The 17,905-nt window shown below is 40.9% G+C and carries 15 protein-coding genes; 9 read left to right on the forward strand and 6 right to left on the reverse strand.

The window, feature by feature from the left end; genetic code table 11:
• Positions 1-225 precede the first annotated feature (225 nt).
• The 3 genes from CH352_RS16890 to CH352_RS16900 all read right to left on the reverse strand — a co-directional run bounded on the left by CH352_RS16890 (position 226) and on the right by CH352_RS16900 (position 3,072).
• Positions 226-1,461 (reverse strand): glycosyltransferase family 4 protein, encoded by a 1,236-nt coding sequence (locus CH352_RS16890; RefSeq protein WP_100705213.1) that lies wholly within the window; start codon positions 1,459-1,461, stop codon positions 226-228.
• 85 nt (positions 1,462-1,546) lie between these two features.
• The gene (locus CH352_RS16895) at positions 1,547-2,611 is read right to left on the reverse strand and encodes a hypothetical protein (RefSeq protein ID WP_100705214.1); all 1,065 of its coding nucleotides are present in this window, start codon (positions 2,609-2,611) and stop codon (positions 1,547-1,549) included.
• Between the two features lie 74 nt (positions 2,612-2,685).
• Positions 2,686-3,072, reverse strand: coding sequence for a YfeK family protein (locus CH352_RS16900; protein WP_100705215.1), 387 nt, complete (start codon positions 3,070-3,072; stop codon positions 2,686-2,688).
• 136 nt (positions 3,073-3,208) lie between these two features.
• Between CH352_RS16900 and CH352_RS16905 the strand changes: the two genes are divergently transcribed.
• Positions 3,209-3,787: a hypothetical protein gene (locus CH352_RS16905; RefSeq protein ID WP_100705216.1), complete on the forward strand. Its 579-nt coding sequence runs from the start codon at positions 3,209-3,211 to the stop codon at positions 3,785-3,787.
• Positions 3,788-3,793: 6 nt separating this feature from the next.
• On the opposite strand, the gene CH352_RS16910 is transcribed toward CH352_RS16905, so the two are convergent.
• Complete coding sequence (locus CH352_RS16910; RefSeq protein WP_100705217.1) at positions 3,794-4,582, reverse strand: class II glutamine amidotransferase; 789 nt, start codon at positions 4,580-4,582, stop codon at positions 3,794-3,796.
• A 125-nt stretch (positions 4,583-4,707) separates the two neighbouring features.
• Here CH352_RS16910 and CH352_RS16915 point away from each other — a divergent pair, with 125 nt between their 5' ends.
• The 8 genes from CH352_RS16915 (at position 4,708) to CH352_RS16950 (ending at position 14,111) form a co-directional block, all read left to right on the forward strand.
• Positions 4,708-5,835, forward strand: coding sequence for a glycosyltransferase (locus CH352_RS16915; RefSeq protein ID WP_165780135.1), 1,128 nt, complete (start codon positions 4,708-4,710; stop codon positions 5,833-5,835).
• Positions 5,832-8,594, forward strand: coding sequence for a DNA polymerase I (gene polA / locus CH352_RS16920; RefSeq protein WP_100705219.1), 2,763 nt, complete (start codon positions 5,832-5,834; stop codon positions 8,592-8,594). The genes CH352_RS16915 and polA overlap by 4 nt, the downstream gene beginning before the upstream one ends.
• Before the next feature lie 59 nt (positions 8,595-8,653).
• A complete protein-coding gene (locus tag CH352_RS16925; protein ID WP_100705220.1) occupies positions 8,654-9,610 on the forward strand; it encodes an aldo/keto reductase in 957 nt (318 codons plus the stop codon).
• 78 nt (positions 9,611-9,688) lie between these two features.
• A complete protein-coding gene (locus tag CH352_RS16930; protein ID WP_100705303.1) occupies positions 9,689-10,585 on the forward strand; it encodes an alpha/beta fold hydrolase in 897 nt (298 codons plus the stop codon).
• An 85-nt stretch (positions 10,586-10,670) separates the two neighbouring features.
• Positions 10,671-11,492, forward strand: a complete 822-nt coding sequence (locus CH352_RS16935) for a histone deacetylase (RefSeq protein ID WP_100705221.1) — start codon at positions 10,671-10,673, stop codon at positions 11,490-11,492.
• Positions 11,493-11,610: 118 nt separating this feature from the next.
• Positions 11,611-11,967: a PilZ domain-containing protein gene (locus CH352_RS16940; protein ID WP_100705222.1), complete on the forward strand. Its 357-nt coding sequence runs from the start codon at positions 11,611-11,613 to the stop codon at positions 11,965-11,967.
• Between the two features lie 100 nt (positions 11,968-12,067).
• Positions 12,068-12,847, forward strand: coding sequence for a GNAT family N-acetyltransferase (locus CH352_RS16945; protein WP_100705223.1), 780 nt, complete (start codon positions 12,068-12,070; stop codon positions 12,845-12,847).
• 169 nt (positions 12,848-13,016) lie between these two features.
• On the forward strand, positions 13,017-14,111 hold the full coding sequence (locus CH352_RS16950; protein ID WP_100705224.1) for a hypothetical protein: 1,095 nt from the start codon (positions 13,017-13,019) through the stop codon (positions 14,109-14,111).
• A 10-nt stretch (positions 14,112-14,121) separates the two neighbouring features.
• On the opposite strand, the gene CH352_RS16955 is transcribed toward CH352_RS16950, so the two are convergent.
• Positions 14,122-15,864 carry an acyl-CoA dehydrogenase family protein gene (locus tag CH352_RS16955; protein WP_100705225.1) on the reverse strand — a complete coding sequence of 581 codons (1,743 nt, stop codon included), beginning with the start codon at positions 15,862-15,864 and terminating at the stop codon, positions 14,122-14,124.
• Positions 15,865-15,879: 15 nt separating this feature from the next.
• Positions 15,880-17,904 carry an oxidoreductase gene (locus tag CH352_RS16960; protein ID WP_100705226.1) on the reverse strand — a complete coding sequence of 675 codons (2,025 nt, stop codon included), beginning with the start codon at positions 17,902-17,904 and terminating at the stop codon, positions 15,880-15,882.
• Position 17,905 lies beyond the last annotated feature (1 nt).

Here is a 17,905-nt window from a genome sequence, read left to right on the forward strand (position 1 = left end):
ACCGGAACTTAGATTATTGATAAATATTTGCTCTTGTGTTTCAGGAGCCTGGCTCTTTGGGGATAAGAGTTATATTAAAATTTTATTATATATGGATTTTTCGTGTCAGAAATCCATATATAGAAAGTATTGCAAGAGATTTGAAAAAGTTCTCCTATTTTACTTCGCTTCGTTTAGTTATGTTGCTTGATCTTGTTCTAAACGGATCGCTTGATTCTCCCCCTTCTAACTCCTCGCCATCTGCACTTTCAACTTAATCGCCTTCTTAGATTTCGGAGCCTTTTTCTTAGAAAGAGAAAGTTTCGAGTAAGTCATCTCCAAAGAATCGGTAACATCTTCCCAAGTACAGGAAGCTGCGATCTTTCTGGCAGCGAGCCCCAGTCGAGCTGCTAACTTTTTATTTTCAGCTAGAAGGCAGGATTGCTCTATAAATTCTTCTTCTTTTTCGAAACCGCAGAGTAGAGCTGATTTGCCGTGTTTGAGATGTTGGTTTGCGGCAGCGTAGTTGTAAGCTACGATTGGAAGTCCGGATGCCATTGCTTCTACGATCACGTTTCCGAAAGTTTCAGTGAGGCTTGGGAATAGGAATAGATCTCCCGTGGCATAATGTTCTGCCAGTTCCTTTCCTTTTCTCATTCCTCTGAATATAAAATCAGGATTTTCCTTTTGCAGTTTTTCTTTAGAAGGCCCGTCTCCCACTAAGATCAATTTTGCATTTGAAACTCTGGTTTGGAGTCTGCGGAATGTTCTTACTAATAGATCTAGATTTTTTTCCGGAGCTAATCTGCCCACGTATAGAACTCCAAGTTCGGAGGGTTTTAATCCCCATTCTATTTTTAATTTGGAATTTCTACGAGCTGGATGGAATAGATCCGAATCGATCCCTCTGGAAACAACTTGAACGTTAGTATATCCTTGCTCGGTCAGCTGTTCTCTGATCTGAGCGGTAGGGACCAAAGTCATCTGGGTCCTGTTATGAAGCCCTTTCAGGTAATTATGGACCAGTTTTCCTGCGAATCCGAACTTATAATATTTTGCGTATGCGTGGAAATTTGTCCTAAAATCGCTGATGATTGGAATTCCAACATGTCTGGCAGCTCTGACTGCCGACCAGCCGAGTGGGCCTTCGGTGACGACGTGTACAATATCAGGTTTTTCTAATTCGATTAATCTGCGTAATAGATACTTTTCCGGAAACCCGAATCTTAGGTCTTCGTATAATGGGATCTTTGCCCCTCTTACTAGAACTTCTCTGTAGTTGTTGCTCGCTGTTGCATAATCATTATGCCCTTGTTTTGGACGGACAAGAATGATCTCGTGACCTCTTTGTAAAAGATCGCCCAACATTCTATGAAGCGTCTTGGCGACTCCATTTATTTCAGGAGGAAATGTCTCGGTCACCACTAAAATTCGAAAGGGACCGGCTTTAGGATATGAACTGATATATGTCGATGGAAGCATCGACTTTCGATCATCTTAAATTCTTGTATCTACTCCATGAAGAGAGAATTACTTTTTCGTTACAGATATCGGGCCGGAGTACAGGCTATTGTTCTATTCCGGTAGCGAATGCTTTTCGTAAAAGCCTTCCGCAATATACGGATTCTGCATAAGCAAAGCCGGATGTGGAATATCTGGCGATTATTCCATAAGTAGTGACTGTCGGGTCTATCCAAGGATAAAATCCGAATTTCCCGGGACTGCTAAATGCAGAGTCATTTCCGGAAGAATCTTCTACCCAATGTCCGTATGAGTAATGTACATCTTCAAAAACAAAGGGAGAATATTTTGCTTGGGTAGGATGCGCAGAAGGTAATGTAGGCACAAGATCGGCGCCTAAGTAAGTTCGGATCGCTAAGTTAGAATTTAATATTCTTCTTAAGAACTGAGCATAAACGGAAGCAGAAGTCCTAACTCCTCCTGCAGGTTGGGGAACAGCATAGTCTATTCCAGGATTGGATCCCCCGAATAATGTGTTTCCGATCTCTGTTGCAAGTTGAGTGCGTGTGTAATTTGTAAGTGCGGGAGTTAAACCGCTTGGATTCAAAGCAGCATACGCTTGGAAATGAGCACCGTTATAATAAAAATAATTTAGATCACCCGAATTATAATAGTTATTCTTGTTTGTTCCATCTCTTCCTGGACCGTTCGTGAAACATGTACTTACTGTAAGAGCCAAGTTACATTTATTATCGTCCAGATTATCATAACCGGATCTCATTCTAAGATACGATTGTTCTATAGTTGTTGGAGGAGTTCCTAACTTCTCTAAAACATAAGCTCCCCAGATCCATTTAGAAGCGGAAGCAATCAAAAGAACCGTAGATCCACTCACAGAACCGTTTACGGAAGAATATCCATACGCTCCGTTTACATCTCCGATCTCCCAATAGAAAGCGCCTAGTTTAGTACAAGTAGAATTCTTGGTTGCAGTAGCTTCTACCGCATCTAACTGGGTTTGTTTGGTAGAATCCACGACAGTAAATTGTGCAGGAACCTGTATATTCGATAATGCTAATGTAGATAGTAGAGAAGAAAGTGGATCTTCGCTGGGAGGAGGGGGGCAGGCAAATAAAAGGGAAACGGGAAGAAGGTATAAATACTTTCGCATAAAACTCTCTGTTAATTCGACGCTGCTATTCTATAATAACAGCGGAGTTTAAGTGATTTTTCGCTTCGATCAATTTATTTTTTCTTTTTTGGTTTAGTTATAGCAGGAGGATTGCGCAGCTCATTCAATTTGTCGGTCAGCCATTTTTCGGATTCTACTTCCTTTCCGTCGGGGAATTTGATCTTATAAGGAGTTCCTGTGATAGAGGACTTACTTGCTAATCCCTTGATAAAATCTTCCGTGCTGCTTATCTTACTTTTGGCTGCATCATACTTTTTAAGTAAGTGAGCCTTTGCCTCATCCAGTTTATGTTCCGAACCGTTCCGTATAAAAACACAACCCTTGCAAGAATCTAAGGAAGAAACCAGTATTTTGATCTCGTCTTCCGGTTCTGATCCGAAAACAAAAGTGGAACTCAAAATTAAAAAAGAGAATAGAAGAATAGATGAGATTTTTTTCATAGATAGTCCGTAGGATTAAATTGGGTCCGCTTACATATGGCAACTAAGTATTCGAAATTCTATAATTTTATTAGGTTCCTTTTTTTCGTGACCGTAAAGGTCCACTTTGAGTATTATTCTTAAAAGGAAGACTTGGGTGAAAAAATTCGTTTTATTTTGTATATTCTTGTTTGGACTTACATCTCTTTATTCCCAAGAACAGACTAGTGCCGTTTCGGAAACGAAAGATAGATCTCGTTGGGATCTGGTATGGAGAAGTGCAGTTCTTCCAGGTTGGGGACTTCTACATGCAAAAGAATACAGAAAGGCAAGATTCACTATGGTGGTCACTTCTATCTTAGTTCTTTCTGAATTAAAAGGACACAAAGAAGAATTAGAAAGAAAGGAAGAATTTGAGAATTCCAAAAATCTGTTTCTTGTGTATTCTAATTTTTATCCTCAACCTGATCCTGGAATGATTACCTTTTTAGCAAATTATCAACATAGCAAACAAGATGATCTAGACGGAGTCCGAAGCAGGAATGATCTGAGATTAGCTCTTTTAGGAGCAAAATACATTTTCCAATTAGCTTACACCTATTGGAGAGGGATCGCGTGGGAAGGGGAAAATTCTGCCGGATTCGATTTGAATATTCGAACTTATTCTCAATCAGATGCAAGAGATCAAGCTAGAGATTCATTCGGCTTGGATTTAAAATACGGTTTTCATTTTTAGGAATTTCTATTTAGTATCAGGAGAAAATCTTTGCCATTGTTTTCCTTCTTTCCATACTTGAAATTCTCCGGGTAAAAATTGGGTCCAAATTTCATTTTGGGTCAAAGGACTGGTGGCTAAGACAGTAACTATATCTTTCGGATTGGTATGTTTACTAAAGTCGATGCTTAGATCTGCATCTATAAGTTTGGCTTCTCCAAACGGAGCATGTCTTGTGATATAAACTAGTTTTGTGGAACAATATGCGTATAAATATTTGGAATCCGAAATTAGAATATTCGAAACTCCCTTTTTTCCGAGCTTCGATAATAATTTGCGGATCTCTTGCGAGAGTTGTCCTTCGTTTTTAGGTCTTGTCTTAAACTTCTTCTTTAATTCAGAAAGTACCCAGCAAAAAGCGTACTCGCTATCGGTAGTCCCAACGGGCGCGAAATCTTTTAATGGTTCCTTCTTCACTCCTTTCAATTGTCCGTTATGAGCGAATGTCCAATAATAACCCCAGAGTTCCCGAACAAAAGGATGTGTATTCTTTAGGTCCACCTTACCGCGATTTGCTTTTCGGATATGAGAAATAACTAAATTACTTTTGATCGGAAATGTACGGACAAGTTCCGCCAACTGTGAATCTGCACTTGCCTGAGGATCTTGAAAGACCCTACAACCTTTGCCTTCATAAAATGCGATCCCCCATCCATCTTTATGCGGCCCGGTTTTTCCGCCTCTTTGGACAAGGCCAGTGAAACTAAAGCAAATATCTGTAGGAACATTGGCACTCATTCCCAAAAGTTCACACATTCCGAACCTCCTCCGTTATATTGGATTAATTGTCGCTAACGCGAATTCGATTTGTCCAGGACTTTTTCCTAAAAAGAAATGGCGGAACTCTTGCAGAATTCAAGCCAGAACCTCAATTTGATCGGGTGATTCTTCATATCGACACAGAAACCGGCTGGAGAGGAGGGGAAAGGCAACTTTTTCTTCTGGCAGAAGGTTTAAAAAAACACAAAATCCCTCAGCTCATACTTTGTAAACCGGGCTCCGCTTTAGAGACCCGCGCTAATGAGGTTGGACTTCCAACAGTTACTCTTCCTTTAAAAGGTGAATGGGACTTCGGTTCCGTAAAGGCTCTCCAAGAACTCATCGTTTCCAAAGGGATCAAACTCATTCATGCTCATACTGCAAAAGCACATTCTATTGCTTGGATGGCGAAAGCAAAACATCCTCAAGTGAAACTTGTAGTTTCTAGAAGAGTGGATTTTAGACTTAGAAAGAATTGGTTCAGCAAACGTAAATACGTTTCCGACAGAGTAGATCTTTACTTAAGCGTCTCTAATCGTATCCGTGAAATTCTAATTATGGATGGAATAGATCCTGCCAAAGTTGTGACCGTGTACAGTGGGATCGATCTAGGTGTTTCCAAAAAAGCGAGCGACACTTCTTATCTAAGAAAAGAATTCAATTTTTCTAAGGATGAACTGATCATAGGGAATATTGCCGCATTAGTCGATCATAAGGACCAAAAAACATTACTCAATGCTTTGTCCAAAGTAGAGACAGACAAAAAGTATAAGGTCCTTATCGTGGGAGAAGGCGAACTCCGGAAGGAACTGGAACGTATCGCATCCGAAAAAAAACTTTTAGATAAGGTGATCTTCACGGGATTCAGAACGGATATCTCCGAACTTCTTTCCTTATTCGATATTTTCACATTAACATCCAAAGAAGAAGGACTCGGGACTTCCGTTTTAGACGCGATGGCCTCCGGTTTGCCGATCGTAGCTACGAATGGTGGAGGTATCGCAGAAATGCTTACCGAAGGCAAGGGAGCATTCATTTCTCAAGTGGGAGATGCTGTCTCTCTTGCTTCTTCTTATAAAACTCTATTAGAAGATCCTAAAGTTCGAAAATCTATGGGAGCTTTTAATAAAGAATCCGTAAAAAGATTTTCCGTTAAAAATACCATCAAGAAGACCGAACTGGCATATTATAGTTTGTTGGGTGAAGAGATCTATTCCAGCTCGAAAGGGAAATCCGGGGAAGCAGCATGAAAAAATTACTCATTGTAGATGGTCACGCATTCGCATTCAGAGCGTATTATGCTTTTGCAGCTTCCAATTTGAAAAATTCCAAAACAGGGCAGCCAAGCGGTGCGGTGTTCGGATTTTTCAGAATGTTATTCAAATTATTCGAAGATTACGCTCCCACTCACGTTGCAATGACATTCGATCCTGGCGGCCCATTGGAAAGAGGGGCTACATTTGCAGAATATAAAGCGAATCGTAAACCTATGCCGGAAGATCTTCGCCCTCAGTTGAATGAGATCATGGAGACCTTAAAGGTTCTAGGTTTTAGGATACTTAAGATAGATAAACACGAGGCAGATGATATTATAGGTACTCTTGCCGAAAATTATAAATCTTCCGCAAAAGAGATACTGATCTTCTCCGGAGACAAGGACTTATATCAATTATTAGAAAAAAAGAATATTAAAATGCTTCGGGGGAAAAAGGGAGTCACTGAATTTGTGGAAATCGACTCTTCCTGGGTAAAAGAAGAACTAGGTGTCGATGTAAAACAGATCCCTGACTATATGGGGATCGTTGGAGATACTTCTGATAATATTCCTGGAGTTAAGGGAATCGGGGAGAAGGGAGCTACTAAACTGATCCAAGAATATAAAAACCTGGAAGGGATTTATAAAAATATAGAAAAGATCAAAAACCCCGGATTGAAGAACAAACTTATAGAGCATAAAGATAACGCATTCATGTCCAGGGCATTGGCTACTATCAAAAGAGATCTGGATCTGGGAATTAAGGATGACGATCTAAAACTTCCTGATTATGCGTCGGATGAAGGGATAAAATATCTCAAAAACCAAGGATACAATGTTTTATCTCGCGACCTAGCTAAATCTGTAGGAAAAGAACCGCCAAAAGACGAGCCGGAAGAAGGACCGGCAGGTTCTGCAAAAGCTTCTACGGCAAAAAAAGGGATTTATAAACGAGTAGAAAGCATTGAGGAATTAACCAAACTCGCAAGAGCATGGAAAAAATCTCCTATCCTTTCCGTGGACACGGAGACGACTTCTCAATACGCTTTTGATGCGGAACTTTTGGGAATCTCTTTGTGTAACCAGGAAGGGACAGGTTTTTATATTCCAGTTTCTCATACGCAAGAAGGCTTATTCACCAATAAGGACCAACTTCTTCCTTTGGATCAAGTCCGTGAAATATTAGGACCTATATTAGAAGATCCAAGTATACCTAAAGTAGGCCAGAACATTAAATATGATCTGATCGTTCTGCAAAATCACGGATTCGAATTAGTGAATATCGTTTTTGATACGATGATCGTGGCCTATATTCTGGCCCCGGAAAGCCGCAGATTTAATATGGACGATCTTGCAGAAGATCTTCTGAATTATAAAACGATCACTTATGCGGAGCTCGTAGGAACAGGTAAGAACAAAAAGAATCTTTGGGAAGTGGACCTGGATAAGGTGGCAGAATACGCTGCAGAAGATGCGGATATCACTTTAAGATTATATAATGTTCTTCGTAAGTCTCTTAAACAATCCGGCTTGGAGAGCGTATTTAAAGAAATAGATCTACCTTTGATCCCTGTTTTGACCCAAATGGAGAAGGCTGGGATTGCTGTAGACGCAAAATATTTTGCGGAACTCTCAAAAGACTTCCAAAGGGAAGTAAAAGATCTGGAAAAAGGGATCTATCGAGCAGCAGGAAAAGAATTCAATATTGCTTCTACCAAAGAGCTGCAAAAAATATTGTTCGATGAGTTGCAGCTTAGAGTAGTCAAGAAGACACAGACCGGTTATTCTACAGACCATGAAGTTTTGGAAGAATTGCTGGGAGAACATCCAATCATCGAAAAACTTTTGGATTATAGAAAATATACAAAGTTGATTTCCACTTATGTGGATACTCTTCCTAGTATGGCTTCTCCTAAAGACGGAAGAATTCACACCAGCTATAACATGACGATTGCCGCAACGGGAAGACTTTCGTCGACGGATCCAAACTTACAAAATATTCCGATCCGAGAAAAAGAAGGGAGATTGATCCGAAAAGGTTTTATTTCCGGTCATAAGGATTTTGAGGTCTTAAGTTTGGACTATTCCCAGATAGAACTCCGGATCATGGCGCATATTTCCAAAGATCCTGCCATGATGGATGCCTACAAAAAAGGGATCGATATCCATAAAAGGACAGCGGCCGCCATCTATGGAGTTTCGGAAGATAAGGTGACTCCTGAGATGAGGGACAAGGCAAAGGTAGTTAACTTTTCCGTAATATATGGGGTCACTCCTTACGGTCTTAGCCGTAATCTCAGGATCTCCAGAGAAGAGGCCAAAAGTTTTATAGATCGATATCTGACTCAGTATCCGGGTGTCCAAAAGTATATGGACGATACGATCGCCTTCTGCGAAGAGAAGGGTTATGTAGAGACCATGAAAGGTAGGAGGAGACCTGTTCCGGATATTACATCCACACATCGCCAGGCAAAAGAAGGGGCCAAAAGGGTAGCAATCAACACTCCTATCCAAGGTACCTGTGCAGACATGATCAAGATCGCGATGATCCAGATCCAAGACGAGATCGAAAAAAGAAAATGGAAGTCCAAACTTCTACTCCAAGTACATGACGAATTAGTATTCGAAGTGTATAGATCGGAGAAGGAAGAGTTCTTGAAAGTTTGTAAGAGACTGATGGAGAACGCGCTTCCCCTGGATGTTCCGATCAAGGTAGAAGGAAAATTCGGACAAAACTGGGATGAGGCTCATTAATTTTTAGTTGAGTCTTAAGGGAAACTGCCCTTAAAATTCGGCCGCTTAGGGAGAACTTAATGGAAAGCTCTTATTCCAGAAAAAAGTTCCTGAAACTTTTGGCGTTATCCGCTGCGGGTATAGGTCTTTCGGAGAATTTGACTTCTCCGTTATTCTCTCAAACGTCCGGAGCCTCTAAAATGTTAAAACGTAAGATCCCAAAGACTGGAGAAGAAATTCCTGCAATCGGTTTAGGTACTTGGCAAACTTTAGATGTGGACCCGGATCCTTCTTCTTTAGCTCCTTTAAAAGAAGTTTTGTCGGAGTTCCTACATATCGGCGGAGGTGTAGTTGATTCTTCTCCTATGTATGGTCGTTCCGAGGAGATTTTCGGGACTTTATCCAAAAACTTTTCAGACGCGGAAAGAAAAAAATTTTTCTTAGCCACCAAAGTTTGGATCCGAGGAGAAGCGGCCGGAAAATCACAGATCGAATCTTCTTTCAAAAAAATGAATGCGGATAAGATTGATCTATTCCAAATCCATAATTTACTAGATACACAAACTCATCTCAAAACATTGAAAGGCTTACGAGAAAAAGGTAGGATCCAATACATTGGCCTAACTCATTTTACTACTTCCGCTTTCGCAGAGATGGAACGTATCTCCGAAAAAGAAAAGCCGGACTTCTTGCAGATACCTTATTCTATCCAAACAAGAGAAGCAGAAAATAGAATTTTACCTTTTGCCCAAGAACACGGGATCGCAGTACTGATCAATCGTCCCTTCGAAGAGGGTGGGCTTTTTAGAAATACAAAAGGTAAAATATTGCCTGAATATTTTAAAGAATGGGATTGCTTTTCCTTTGCTCAGGCATTCTTAAAATATATTCTTTCTCATCCGGCAGTGACATGTGCAATCCCTGCAACTTCTAAGTTATCTCATCTCAAAGATAATATGGGTGCCGGGCTTGGTAGATTTCCGGAAGGCAAAGAAAGAAAAGTTTTTCTATCCAACCTTCTGGATGCGATGGACTGAAATTTCCTGCGCTATATCGATTTTGCACTTCCCATTCCGAAAGTAGGAGGTACAATATTGCCTCTTTGGGAGGAATCTATGTCGGAGCCGCTTTGGAGAACACACCCTTTGGCCTGGAAGGCATCGGGAGCTTTCTTTGAATGGAAAAAAAGGAAACTATTCTATCGGACAGGCGGAGAAGGAGAAGCGCTTCTTCTCTTACATGGATTTCCCACTTCTTCCTGGGATTGGAAAGATGTATGGGAAACTCTTACTCATCAGTACAAAGTTTTGACCTTAGATTATTTAGGCTTTGGCTTTTCCGAAAAACCTAAAGACGGACATTATTCTATTTTTGAATATGCGGATCAGGCCGAGTATTTCCTACAAGAACAAGGAATCAAAAAAGTGCATATTCTCGCCCACGATCTGGGAGATACAGTCGCACAAGAATTGGTCGCAAGATTTAGGGAGAAGTTATCCGGCCAAAGGATCGGTGGTCCGGACTTAGAGTCAGTATTCTTCCTAAATGGTGGGATCTTTCCGGAGACTCATAGACCAAGAGCAGTCCAGAAATTATTAAACGGACCTTTGGGATTTTTATTCTCTCGTTTGGTGAACAAAACCTCCTTTCAAAAAAGTTTTTCAGAAGTATTCGGACCGAATACTAAGCCGAACCGAGAGGAGTTAGATGGCTTTTGGGAATGTGTAAACAATGGAGGAGGAAAAGCGATCTATCATAAATTGATAAGATACATGAGAGAAAGAAAAATTTTCAGAGATAGATGGGTGGGAGCCGTACTCGATTGCCCGATCCCGTACGCGTTGGCAGATGGTTTGGAAGATCCTGTGAGCGGAAGACATGTGGTGGATCGATTGAGAGAGATGAGACCTGATGCGAAAGTGTACGAACTTCCAGGAATAGGACATTACCCTCAGACAGAAGCTGCTAACCAGGTTTTGAAAGCGTATTCAAACTTCAGATCTATACTTTGATATTTCTCAGTTAGTTTGGTGACCGGATTTATTTCCTTGAAAAAAGGAAGAAACCTGCCAGACTGTAAAGAAAGCGAAAGAATAGATGGGTAAGGTTGCATACAATAATCCGCGTTTTTTCGATTTTGTATACGATGACTTTTTATGTGCAGCCGTAGACTCTCATGTCGCACAATCCGGAGTTCTATTCCACTCTTTGACTAAGGAAAGTGTTTGGGAACTTTTTGAGATCACGGGAGTTCTCGCAGAACTCAAAAAAAGAGGATATGATTCTTTCCAACTAGATCTTTCCGGAAGCGACGATACTTACCAAAAACTCATTCTCACTTTTCAGAACGAAATTTTAGTACATCTACGTTTGAGTATCCAAGAATATCGGATACGCCTTAACGATTACTTTTTCAAAGAAAAATATCTGGTTGTGAATTGGCTCCAGACACGTCATCCGAAACAGGAAGGAAGAGATTCGACACGTTTGTATCCTGGCCAAGATGTGCCAGGACTTGGAATTTTTCCTGAGATGTCTGACTTAATCGGATTTTTGATCATATCACTTCGCTTAAATGGAGCAGTGATCCGTCCGGAATATTTTCACGATGCAGTACTCTTCTCCCGTAAATTCCACTTTTTAGAAGCGGACTCTAAGGCGCTTTATCAGGCTTTGAGGACAACCTTCCCGAAACATTCTATCCGAGCCATCTCAACGTTATTACAACATGGAAAAATCGTAGATGCAAAACGAGGAGTGATCGAATGGAAACCTATAGAGATGATTTTCTTTTTGGAAAAATCTTTGAACTTCTTCGTATTCAATCGTAAGTTTGAGAAGAAGGTTTCCAAGATACTCTCCACATATAAACTTTCTCTGGTAGAAGGTGCAGAGGCAGAGTTGGGGCTAAATACTTAGCACTATTTTGAACGAGTGTTACGCGATTATTTTTCGAAAGAAAACTGTTTTGTTCTCCCGTCTTATCCATTTATAATATAGGTTTGGCCATTATTCTTAATATCCGGAGGGTCCTCGGATGGAGAAAAGAAAACAGGTGAGGGTAGTCCCCTTCCCTAAACAACCAGTTCAACTCCAATTGATGGGAAACGGTTTTTTAGATATTCTCATCGCCCAGGATGTTAGCGAAGGAGGGATTGCGGTTCGTGTTCCTCATAAATTTGATGGATGCGATATTCATTCTAGCGTGGAAATTGTGGTTTCTCTCCCCGGATACAAACCATTTAAAGCATTAGGCAAGATCAAACACTTGAGCGCCTCCAAGGAAGCACAGGGCCTTTTCGGGCTCCAATTCACCCAAATCGACGTAAAAGGTAAGGGATTTCTCCTCGATTATGTCAAAAAACTGACCTCTCTCCGCAGAATGGCAGGATAATCGGCCAGGCCAGTCATCGGAATTTCTTTCCAGCGTAATCCGACTGTAACCATTTAGGGTGATAGATAGAAGCATCCTAACAAGGAAAAGAAGGACGACAATGGGATCAGGAACAGTCCAAAAAAAGCAAAAAGTAGAACGTAAGCTTGAAGTAAGGATCGCAGAGAACCAACTCGAGATCGAAAGAACTCTAGCTCTTCGTTATGACGTGTTCAATCTAGAGTTGGGAGAAGGTCTACCCCAATCCGCAGCTACTCGTAAAGACAGAGACGAATACGATTTATTTTGCGACCATCTTATCGTAGTGGATAAGAACAGAGATGATATGATCGTCGGAACTTATCGTATCCTACGAAGAAGTGTCGCAAAGGCAAATCTAGGATTTTATTCCGACAATGAATTCGATATTACTAAAATTTACGAATTAGAAAGAGAACCTGCAGAGATCGGACGCAGTTGCGTTCATCCTGAATACAGAGACGGATCAGTAATTTCTCTTCTTTGGGGCGGGCTTGCCCAATACATGAAGAAGAACAATATCGGATATCTTTTCGGTTGTGGTTCCGTTCATAGCACTGATGCTCAATCTGCAAACGACGTTTACGCGTTTTTGAAAGATAAACAAGCTCTTGCTGGAGAAGCTTTCGATGTAAAACCTCTTCCAGGATTCGAGATGGAAGGTTTCGATCAAAACTATTCTCCTGAAGATATAAAAGAAGTTTCTAAAAGGATCCCTGCATTGATTAAGGGGTATATTAGAGCCGGATCAACGATCTGCGGAATTCCAGCATTGGACGCAGTTTTCAAGACTACCGACTTCTTCATTATATTCGATATCAAGGACATCGAAGCAAGATACAGCAAACATTACTTAGAGTAGAATTAAAGACTCTGAGTTTTTGTAAGGGCGGGTCTCAACGAGGCCCGTTTTTGTTTTTAGCCCTTTCCCGCACCTAAATATGGGCCGATACACCTTGACCATTTGGGCTTCCCCTTTTTTTCTATACTAAATTCATTCTAAATAAGCGAAAACCCAGTTTGGGTGCCTCATGAATCAAATCGATTTCCAACATCCCTCTTTTAAGGATCAGATCCGGTTTTATATACTGGTATTTCTGTCCTTTACGTTCATGAGTGTCGGGTATTATTTAGGGATTTCTTCCTATATTTTAGGCTGGTTCGCATTTTGTATCTCCGCGTTTTCTGTGGCCGGCAACGACGCTGTTCAAACCGTAGGGACCTTTATTGAAAGTAAAAAGTCAGTGCATTGGTTTCCAAAACTTGCGGCCTTAGGTGGACTTCTTGCTTTGGTGTTCGGATACGCTTGGTGGTCAGGAAGCGGAGAAGTTCATTTTCACAGGCTGGATAATTTTACACCTCCTGCAGAATATAATTTTCTACAATTGATTGCGCCTATCGTTCTAGTAGTAATCACTCGGATGAAATCTCCGATCTCTACTACTTTTTTGATCTTAGGATTATTCGGCGGACAGAATATAGAGAAGATGCTGACCAAATCCTTTTTAGGATACATGATCGCATTTATCACTGCATTGGTTGTCTGGGGAATTCTAGTAAAAATTGATCCGAAAGAATATTATGACGATCATATGCCCGATCCAAGGACCGAAAGAAAATGGGCGATCTTACAATGGTTTTCCACTTTATTTTTATGGGCTGCTTGGCTTGCTCAAGACGCTGCAAATATAGTTGTATATCTTCCTAGACAATTGAATTGGATGGAACTTGCAGGAGCAGTCTCCATTCTAATAGGTGCTCTTGGTATCATCTTGTATACCAACGGTGGAACTATCCAAGAGATCGTTACGGAAAAGTCCGACATCCAATGGTCCAAGGCAGCCACTATTGTCGACTTGGTATATGCAAGTATTCTAATATTGTTCCAAAAGATCAGTAATATGCCGATGTCCACTACTTGGGTATTCCTCGGGATGTTAGCAGGAAGGGAAATTATGTTAAATTTCCTTACCTACAGGGATGCTCCTTATTTGGAAACATTCCGCAAAGTAGGTAAGGATGTACTTCTTGCATCTATAGGAATTGCAGTAAGTATTTTTATCTTCTTACTTGCTTCTCAGTTTTATCCCGAGAAGACTTCTTTTATCCCTAAGTTCCTAAAGTAATCTTAAGGTTCTATACAGCATTTTCTATTCTATAGATGCATGCTTTTGAAATTGCCGTGCTATCGATTAGATATGCCCTACAATCTTTTGACCAACGATCGAATTGGTTGTTTTGTTTTAGTTTGATCAAAGCTTTCTCATACAGCATACTGCATAGATATCTCGAAGTAATGATCATTAGATTTTCTGCGACCCTTTCTTTCGCTTGATCGTCTTCGATTGATTTAAATTTTGCAATTGCATCTTCGAATATCTGGGATTGTTCATTTAGGAATTTAGAAGGTGATTCTATTTCCGATTTAATCGATTCCAGATATTTTTTGAAATTTCCTTCTCCACTCATTCCTGCTACGATTGCGCCGACTGCAATTCTAACGTGGATCTGACTTGTTCCTTCGTAGATCGTATTAATCCTAGAGTCCCTAAATATTCTAGCTACATCATAATCTTCAGTGTAGCCGGCTCCACCATGGATTTGAATGGCAAGGCCAGCACATTTATGCCCTTCTTCTGAACAATAATACTTAGAGATAGGTGTAAGTACTGTAGCAAGATTTCCCCATTTTTTTACTCTTTCGTCTTTTCGGATCTCTCTATCTTCTTTATGCGCCTTTTCTAAACGGATCTGGTGGTGTTGGTACATGTCTACCACACGCGCCGTTTCAAATGTGAGGAGTCTCATCGCGTTAACTTCTCGTTGGATTTTATGAAGCATTTCTGCAACTGCAGGAATCTCACCGATCGATTTTCCGAACTGTTGTCTTTCTTCCGCATACTTTTTAGATTCAAAATATGCTCCGGCTGCACTTCCCGGACCACAAGCGGCACTTCCGAGTCTCATAAAATTTGTCATGCCTGTAGTGTATCGAGTGAGACCGAGCCCTTCTTGCCCTAAGAGTTCACCATAACTATTTTCATATACGATCTCGCAGGTAGGTGATGCATGAATTCCCATTTTTGTTTCAATTCCTGCAACCGTTACGTCTTCACTTTTTACCAGGAATACCGATAGGCCTCGAGCTCCTCCGTTCCCTGTTCGAGCGAGAGTCAATAAACTAGATGGATAAGGACCGAGTCCACAACCTTGGGATATAAAACGTTTCGTTCCATTCAAACGGTAATGTCCGTCTTCCATCTTTACTGCGGTTGTTCTGACGTTATTTAGATCGGATCCGAAATCCGGTTCGGTAAGAGACATTGCAAAAAGAGTTTCGCCGGTCGCCGCTTTTGCTGCGAAATTTTCTATCTGCTCTTCTGTTCCGTATCTAGAGACGATCTGTGCTAGATTCAGTAGAGCGACTGTCATACAAAAAGATACATCAGCTCTAGCCATGATCATTCCGTAAAATGCGCTCATGGTTCCCGGCAGTCCGAGTCCTCCTGCTTCTCTCGAGATGGAGAAGGGCATGAGCCCTGTGTCCCGGAATTTTTCGTATATCGATGTAGTTTCGTCCGGGAAGATTACCTTTCCATTTTCGTAACGTAGGTGCTTCTTATCCATGATGCTAGAAAGTTGAGAAACATCTTTTCCGAAAAATTCGCCCAAGGATTCAAGGCTCGATCTGTACAATTCTACAGCTTCTTCGACACTAGAAGGAGCCATTTCGTATCTTGGGTTATTTGTTTTCTTATAAAGTTCGTGTTCGAAAAATTCTTCGCCTTCCGTTGATTTTACGATTGAAGCCCAATCAATCAAATGTTCGAAAAACAGTTTTAAATCTTCATCATCTGTAAAATAATTATTAGCTATCATATATTCCCTTGTTATCTATGTGGTTGCCGCGACTTTGTTTTCTTTTCCAATACTGTAAGCAGCATTCAATCCTTCCAGAAACGCTCTCTCTGCATCAATTCCTTTGGAGTCCTTTGCTCCTCCGATAACGAATATTTGCTTTTGAGGATATAAAGATTTATAAGTTTCATAGAGAGAACTTTCTTTTTCCTGTCCCACACAAAGGATGAGTGAATCGCAAGGATAAAGAACTTCTTCTCCATTCTTCATTATTATCTTTAGGCCGTCTTTAGTGATTTCCTTGTAGTTGAGTCCCTGAAAGAATTCTACTCCGGATGCTTCTAATTCCTGTTTGAGAGCCCAAAAAGTAGTAGGTCCCAAGCCGGCACCATGTTTTCCGCTTCTTCTAAAAATCGCAACTTCTCTTTCCGATTCGTGAGGTTGGATAACAGCGTTCGTATACGAATCGATATTATATTTTTTTGAATAAGATTCTATATTTGGATCGTGTTCTTCGGTCAGTTTATGAGCCACATCAACGCCGATCCCGCCTCCGCCGATCACAGCCACTTTTTTTCCTGCTTTGAATTTACCGGTTAGATACTCTGTGTAATTTCCGACCGGAAGATTATGAATACCAGGTAGTGTAAATTCTCTTGGTTTAACACCGGTTGCAAATATGATCGCATCCGGATTTAATTCTTCAAGTAGCTTTAGATCACAATTTGTATTTAAACGAATATCAACACCGAGTGCAGGAAGTTCGTTTCTAAAATAACGGATCGTCTCTTTGAATTCGGATTTGCCTGGAATATTAGAAGCAAGCTGGAATTGTCCTCCTAATTGATCCGCTTTTTCTAACAAGATAACTTCGTGACCAAAAGAAGCGCTTGCCCTTGCTGCTTCCAGGCCTCCCGGCCCAGATCCGATCACCACAACTTTTTGCGGTTTCACTGTAGGATCTTTTTTGTATTCCAACTCATTGACAGCTTGTGGATTGACTAGGCAGGAAACCGATTTATCTATGAAAGCATGATCCAAACAGGATTGGTTGCATGCGATACAAGTGTTGATCCGATCTGACATACCTGTCTGGATCTTTTTTACGATAAACGGATCTGCGAGAAATGGCCTCGCCATAGAAATTATATCTGCTTGGTTGTTATCAAAAATTCTTTGTACAGTCATCGGATCGTTTACTCTGTTGGATGCGATGATAGGAATACCAGGCGTTTTTTCTTTGATCCGTCCTGCAATGTTTGCCCAGGCACCTCTTGGAACTAATTGGCTGATAGTTGGGATCCTTGATTCATGCCATCCGATCCCAATATTTAAAGCGGATACACCTTCCTGCTTTAGTGTTTGAGCAAGAATACATACTTCTTCAAAAGTAGGATTTCCCGGAATGAGATCAATTCCAGACATTCTGAAAATTATAGGAAAACCTTCCGGTAAATTTTTTACAACTGCACGTAGAACTTCGACGGCCATGTTCATTCGTCTTTTGGAATCTCCTCCAAAATGATCGTCTCTATGATTTGTGACAGGAGAGAAGAATTGGTTAATGAGATATCCTTCGCTGCCCATAATTTCCACTGCTCCAAATCCTGTTTCTTTTGCGAGCTTTGCTGAGGTCCCAAAATCTTCTGCGGTTTTCCAACATTCTTCTTCAGTGAGAGCTCTAGGAATATATCTATTGATGGGAGCGCGAATGGCAGAAGGGCCTACGCAATTTCTATCGAACGCATAACGTCCCGCGTGAAAAAGTTGCGCGCACATAGTTCCGCGGCCATTCAGAAGATCATTCATCTTCTTTAGTTCGGATGCATGTTCTTCATTTTGTATATTGAAGAAGTGTTTGGATCCCCTTCCTTCCTCGTTCACGCTAATTCCACCGGTCACTATAAGTCCGACGCCGCCTTCAAAACGTTTTCCATAGAATGCGGCCATTCTTTCTGCGGTTCCAGTTTTGCCCTCGAGTCCGAGGTGCATAGATCCCATTACAAATCGGTTTGGAAGTGTAAACTTTCCGATATTTATGGTTTGAAAGGCTTTTTCCATA

It is taken from the genome of Leptospira hartskeerlii, assembly GCF_002811475.1.
Lineage (GTDB): Bacteria > Spirochaetota > Leptospiria > Leptospirales > Leptospiraceae > Leptospira_B > Leptospira_B hartskeerlii.

Excerpts from the sequence above, each read along its gene's own strand:
- CH352_RS16890 (WP_100705213.1), bottom strand. The coding sequence starts at position 1,461 with ATGCTTCCATCGACATATATCAGTTCATATCCTAAAGCCGGTCCCTTT.
- CH352_RS16895 (WP_100705214.1), bottom strand. The coding sequence starts at position 2,611 with ATGCGAAAGTATTTATACCTTCTTCCCGTTTCCCTTTTATTTGCCTGC.
- CH352_RS16900 (WP_100705215.1), bottom strand. The coding sequence starts at position 3,072 with ATGAAAAAAATCTCATCTATTCTTCTATTCTCTTTTTTAATTTTGAGT.
- CH352_RS16910 (WP_100705217.1), bottom strand. The coding sequence starts at position 4,582 with ATGTGTGAACTTTTGGGAATGAGTGCCAATGTTCCTACAGATATTTGC.
- polA (WP_100705219.1), top strand. The coding sequence starts at position 5,832 with ATGAAAAAATTACTCATTGTAGATGGTCACGCATTCGCATTCAGAGCG.
- CH352_RS16925 (WP_100705220.1), top strand. The coding sequence starts at position 8,654 with ATGGAAAGCTCTTATTCCAGAAAAAAGTTCCTGAAACTTTTGGCGTTA.
- CH352_RS16930 (WP_100705303.1), top strand. The coding sequence starts at position 9,689 with ATGTCGGAGCCGCTTTGGAGAACACACCCTTTGGCCTGGAAGGCATCG.
- CH352_RS16935 (WP_100705221.1), top strand. The coding sequence starts at position 10,671 with ATGGGTAAGGTTGCATACAATAATCCGCGTTTTTTCGATTTTGTATAC.
- CH352_RS16940 (WP_100705222.1), top strand. The coding sequence starts at position 11,611 with ATGGAGAAAAGAAAACAGGTGAGGGTAGTCCCCTTCCCTAAACAACCA.
- CH352_RS16945 (WP_100705223.1), top strand. The coding sequence starts at position 12,068 with ATGGGATCAGGAACAGTCCAAAAAAAGCAAAAAGTAGAACGTAAGCTT.
- CH352_RS16950 (WP_100705224.1), top strand. The coding sequence starts at position 13,017 with ATGAATCAAATCGATTTCCAACATCCCTCTTTTAAGGATCAGATCCGG.
- CH352_RS16955 (WP_100705225.1), bottom strand. The coding sequence starts at position 15,864 with ATGATAGCTAATAATTATTTTACAGATGATGAAGATTTAAAACTGTTT.
- CH352_RS16960 (WP_100705226.1), bottom strand. The coding sequence starts at position 17,904 with ATGGAAAAAGCCTTTCAAACCATAAATATCGGAAAGTTTACACTTCCA.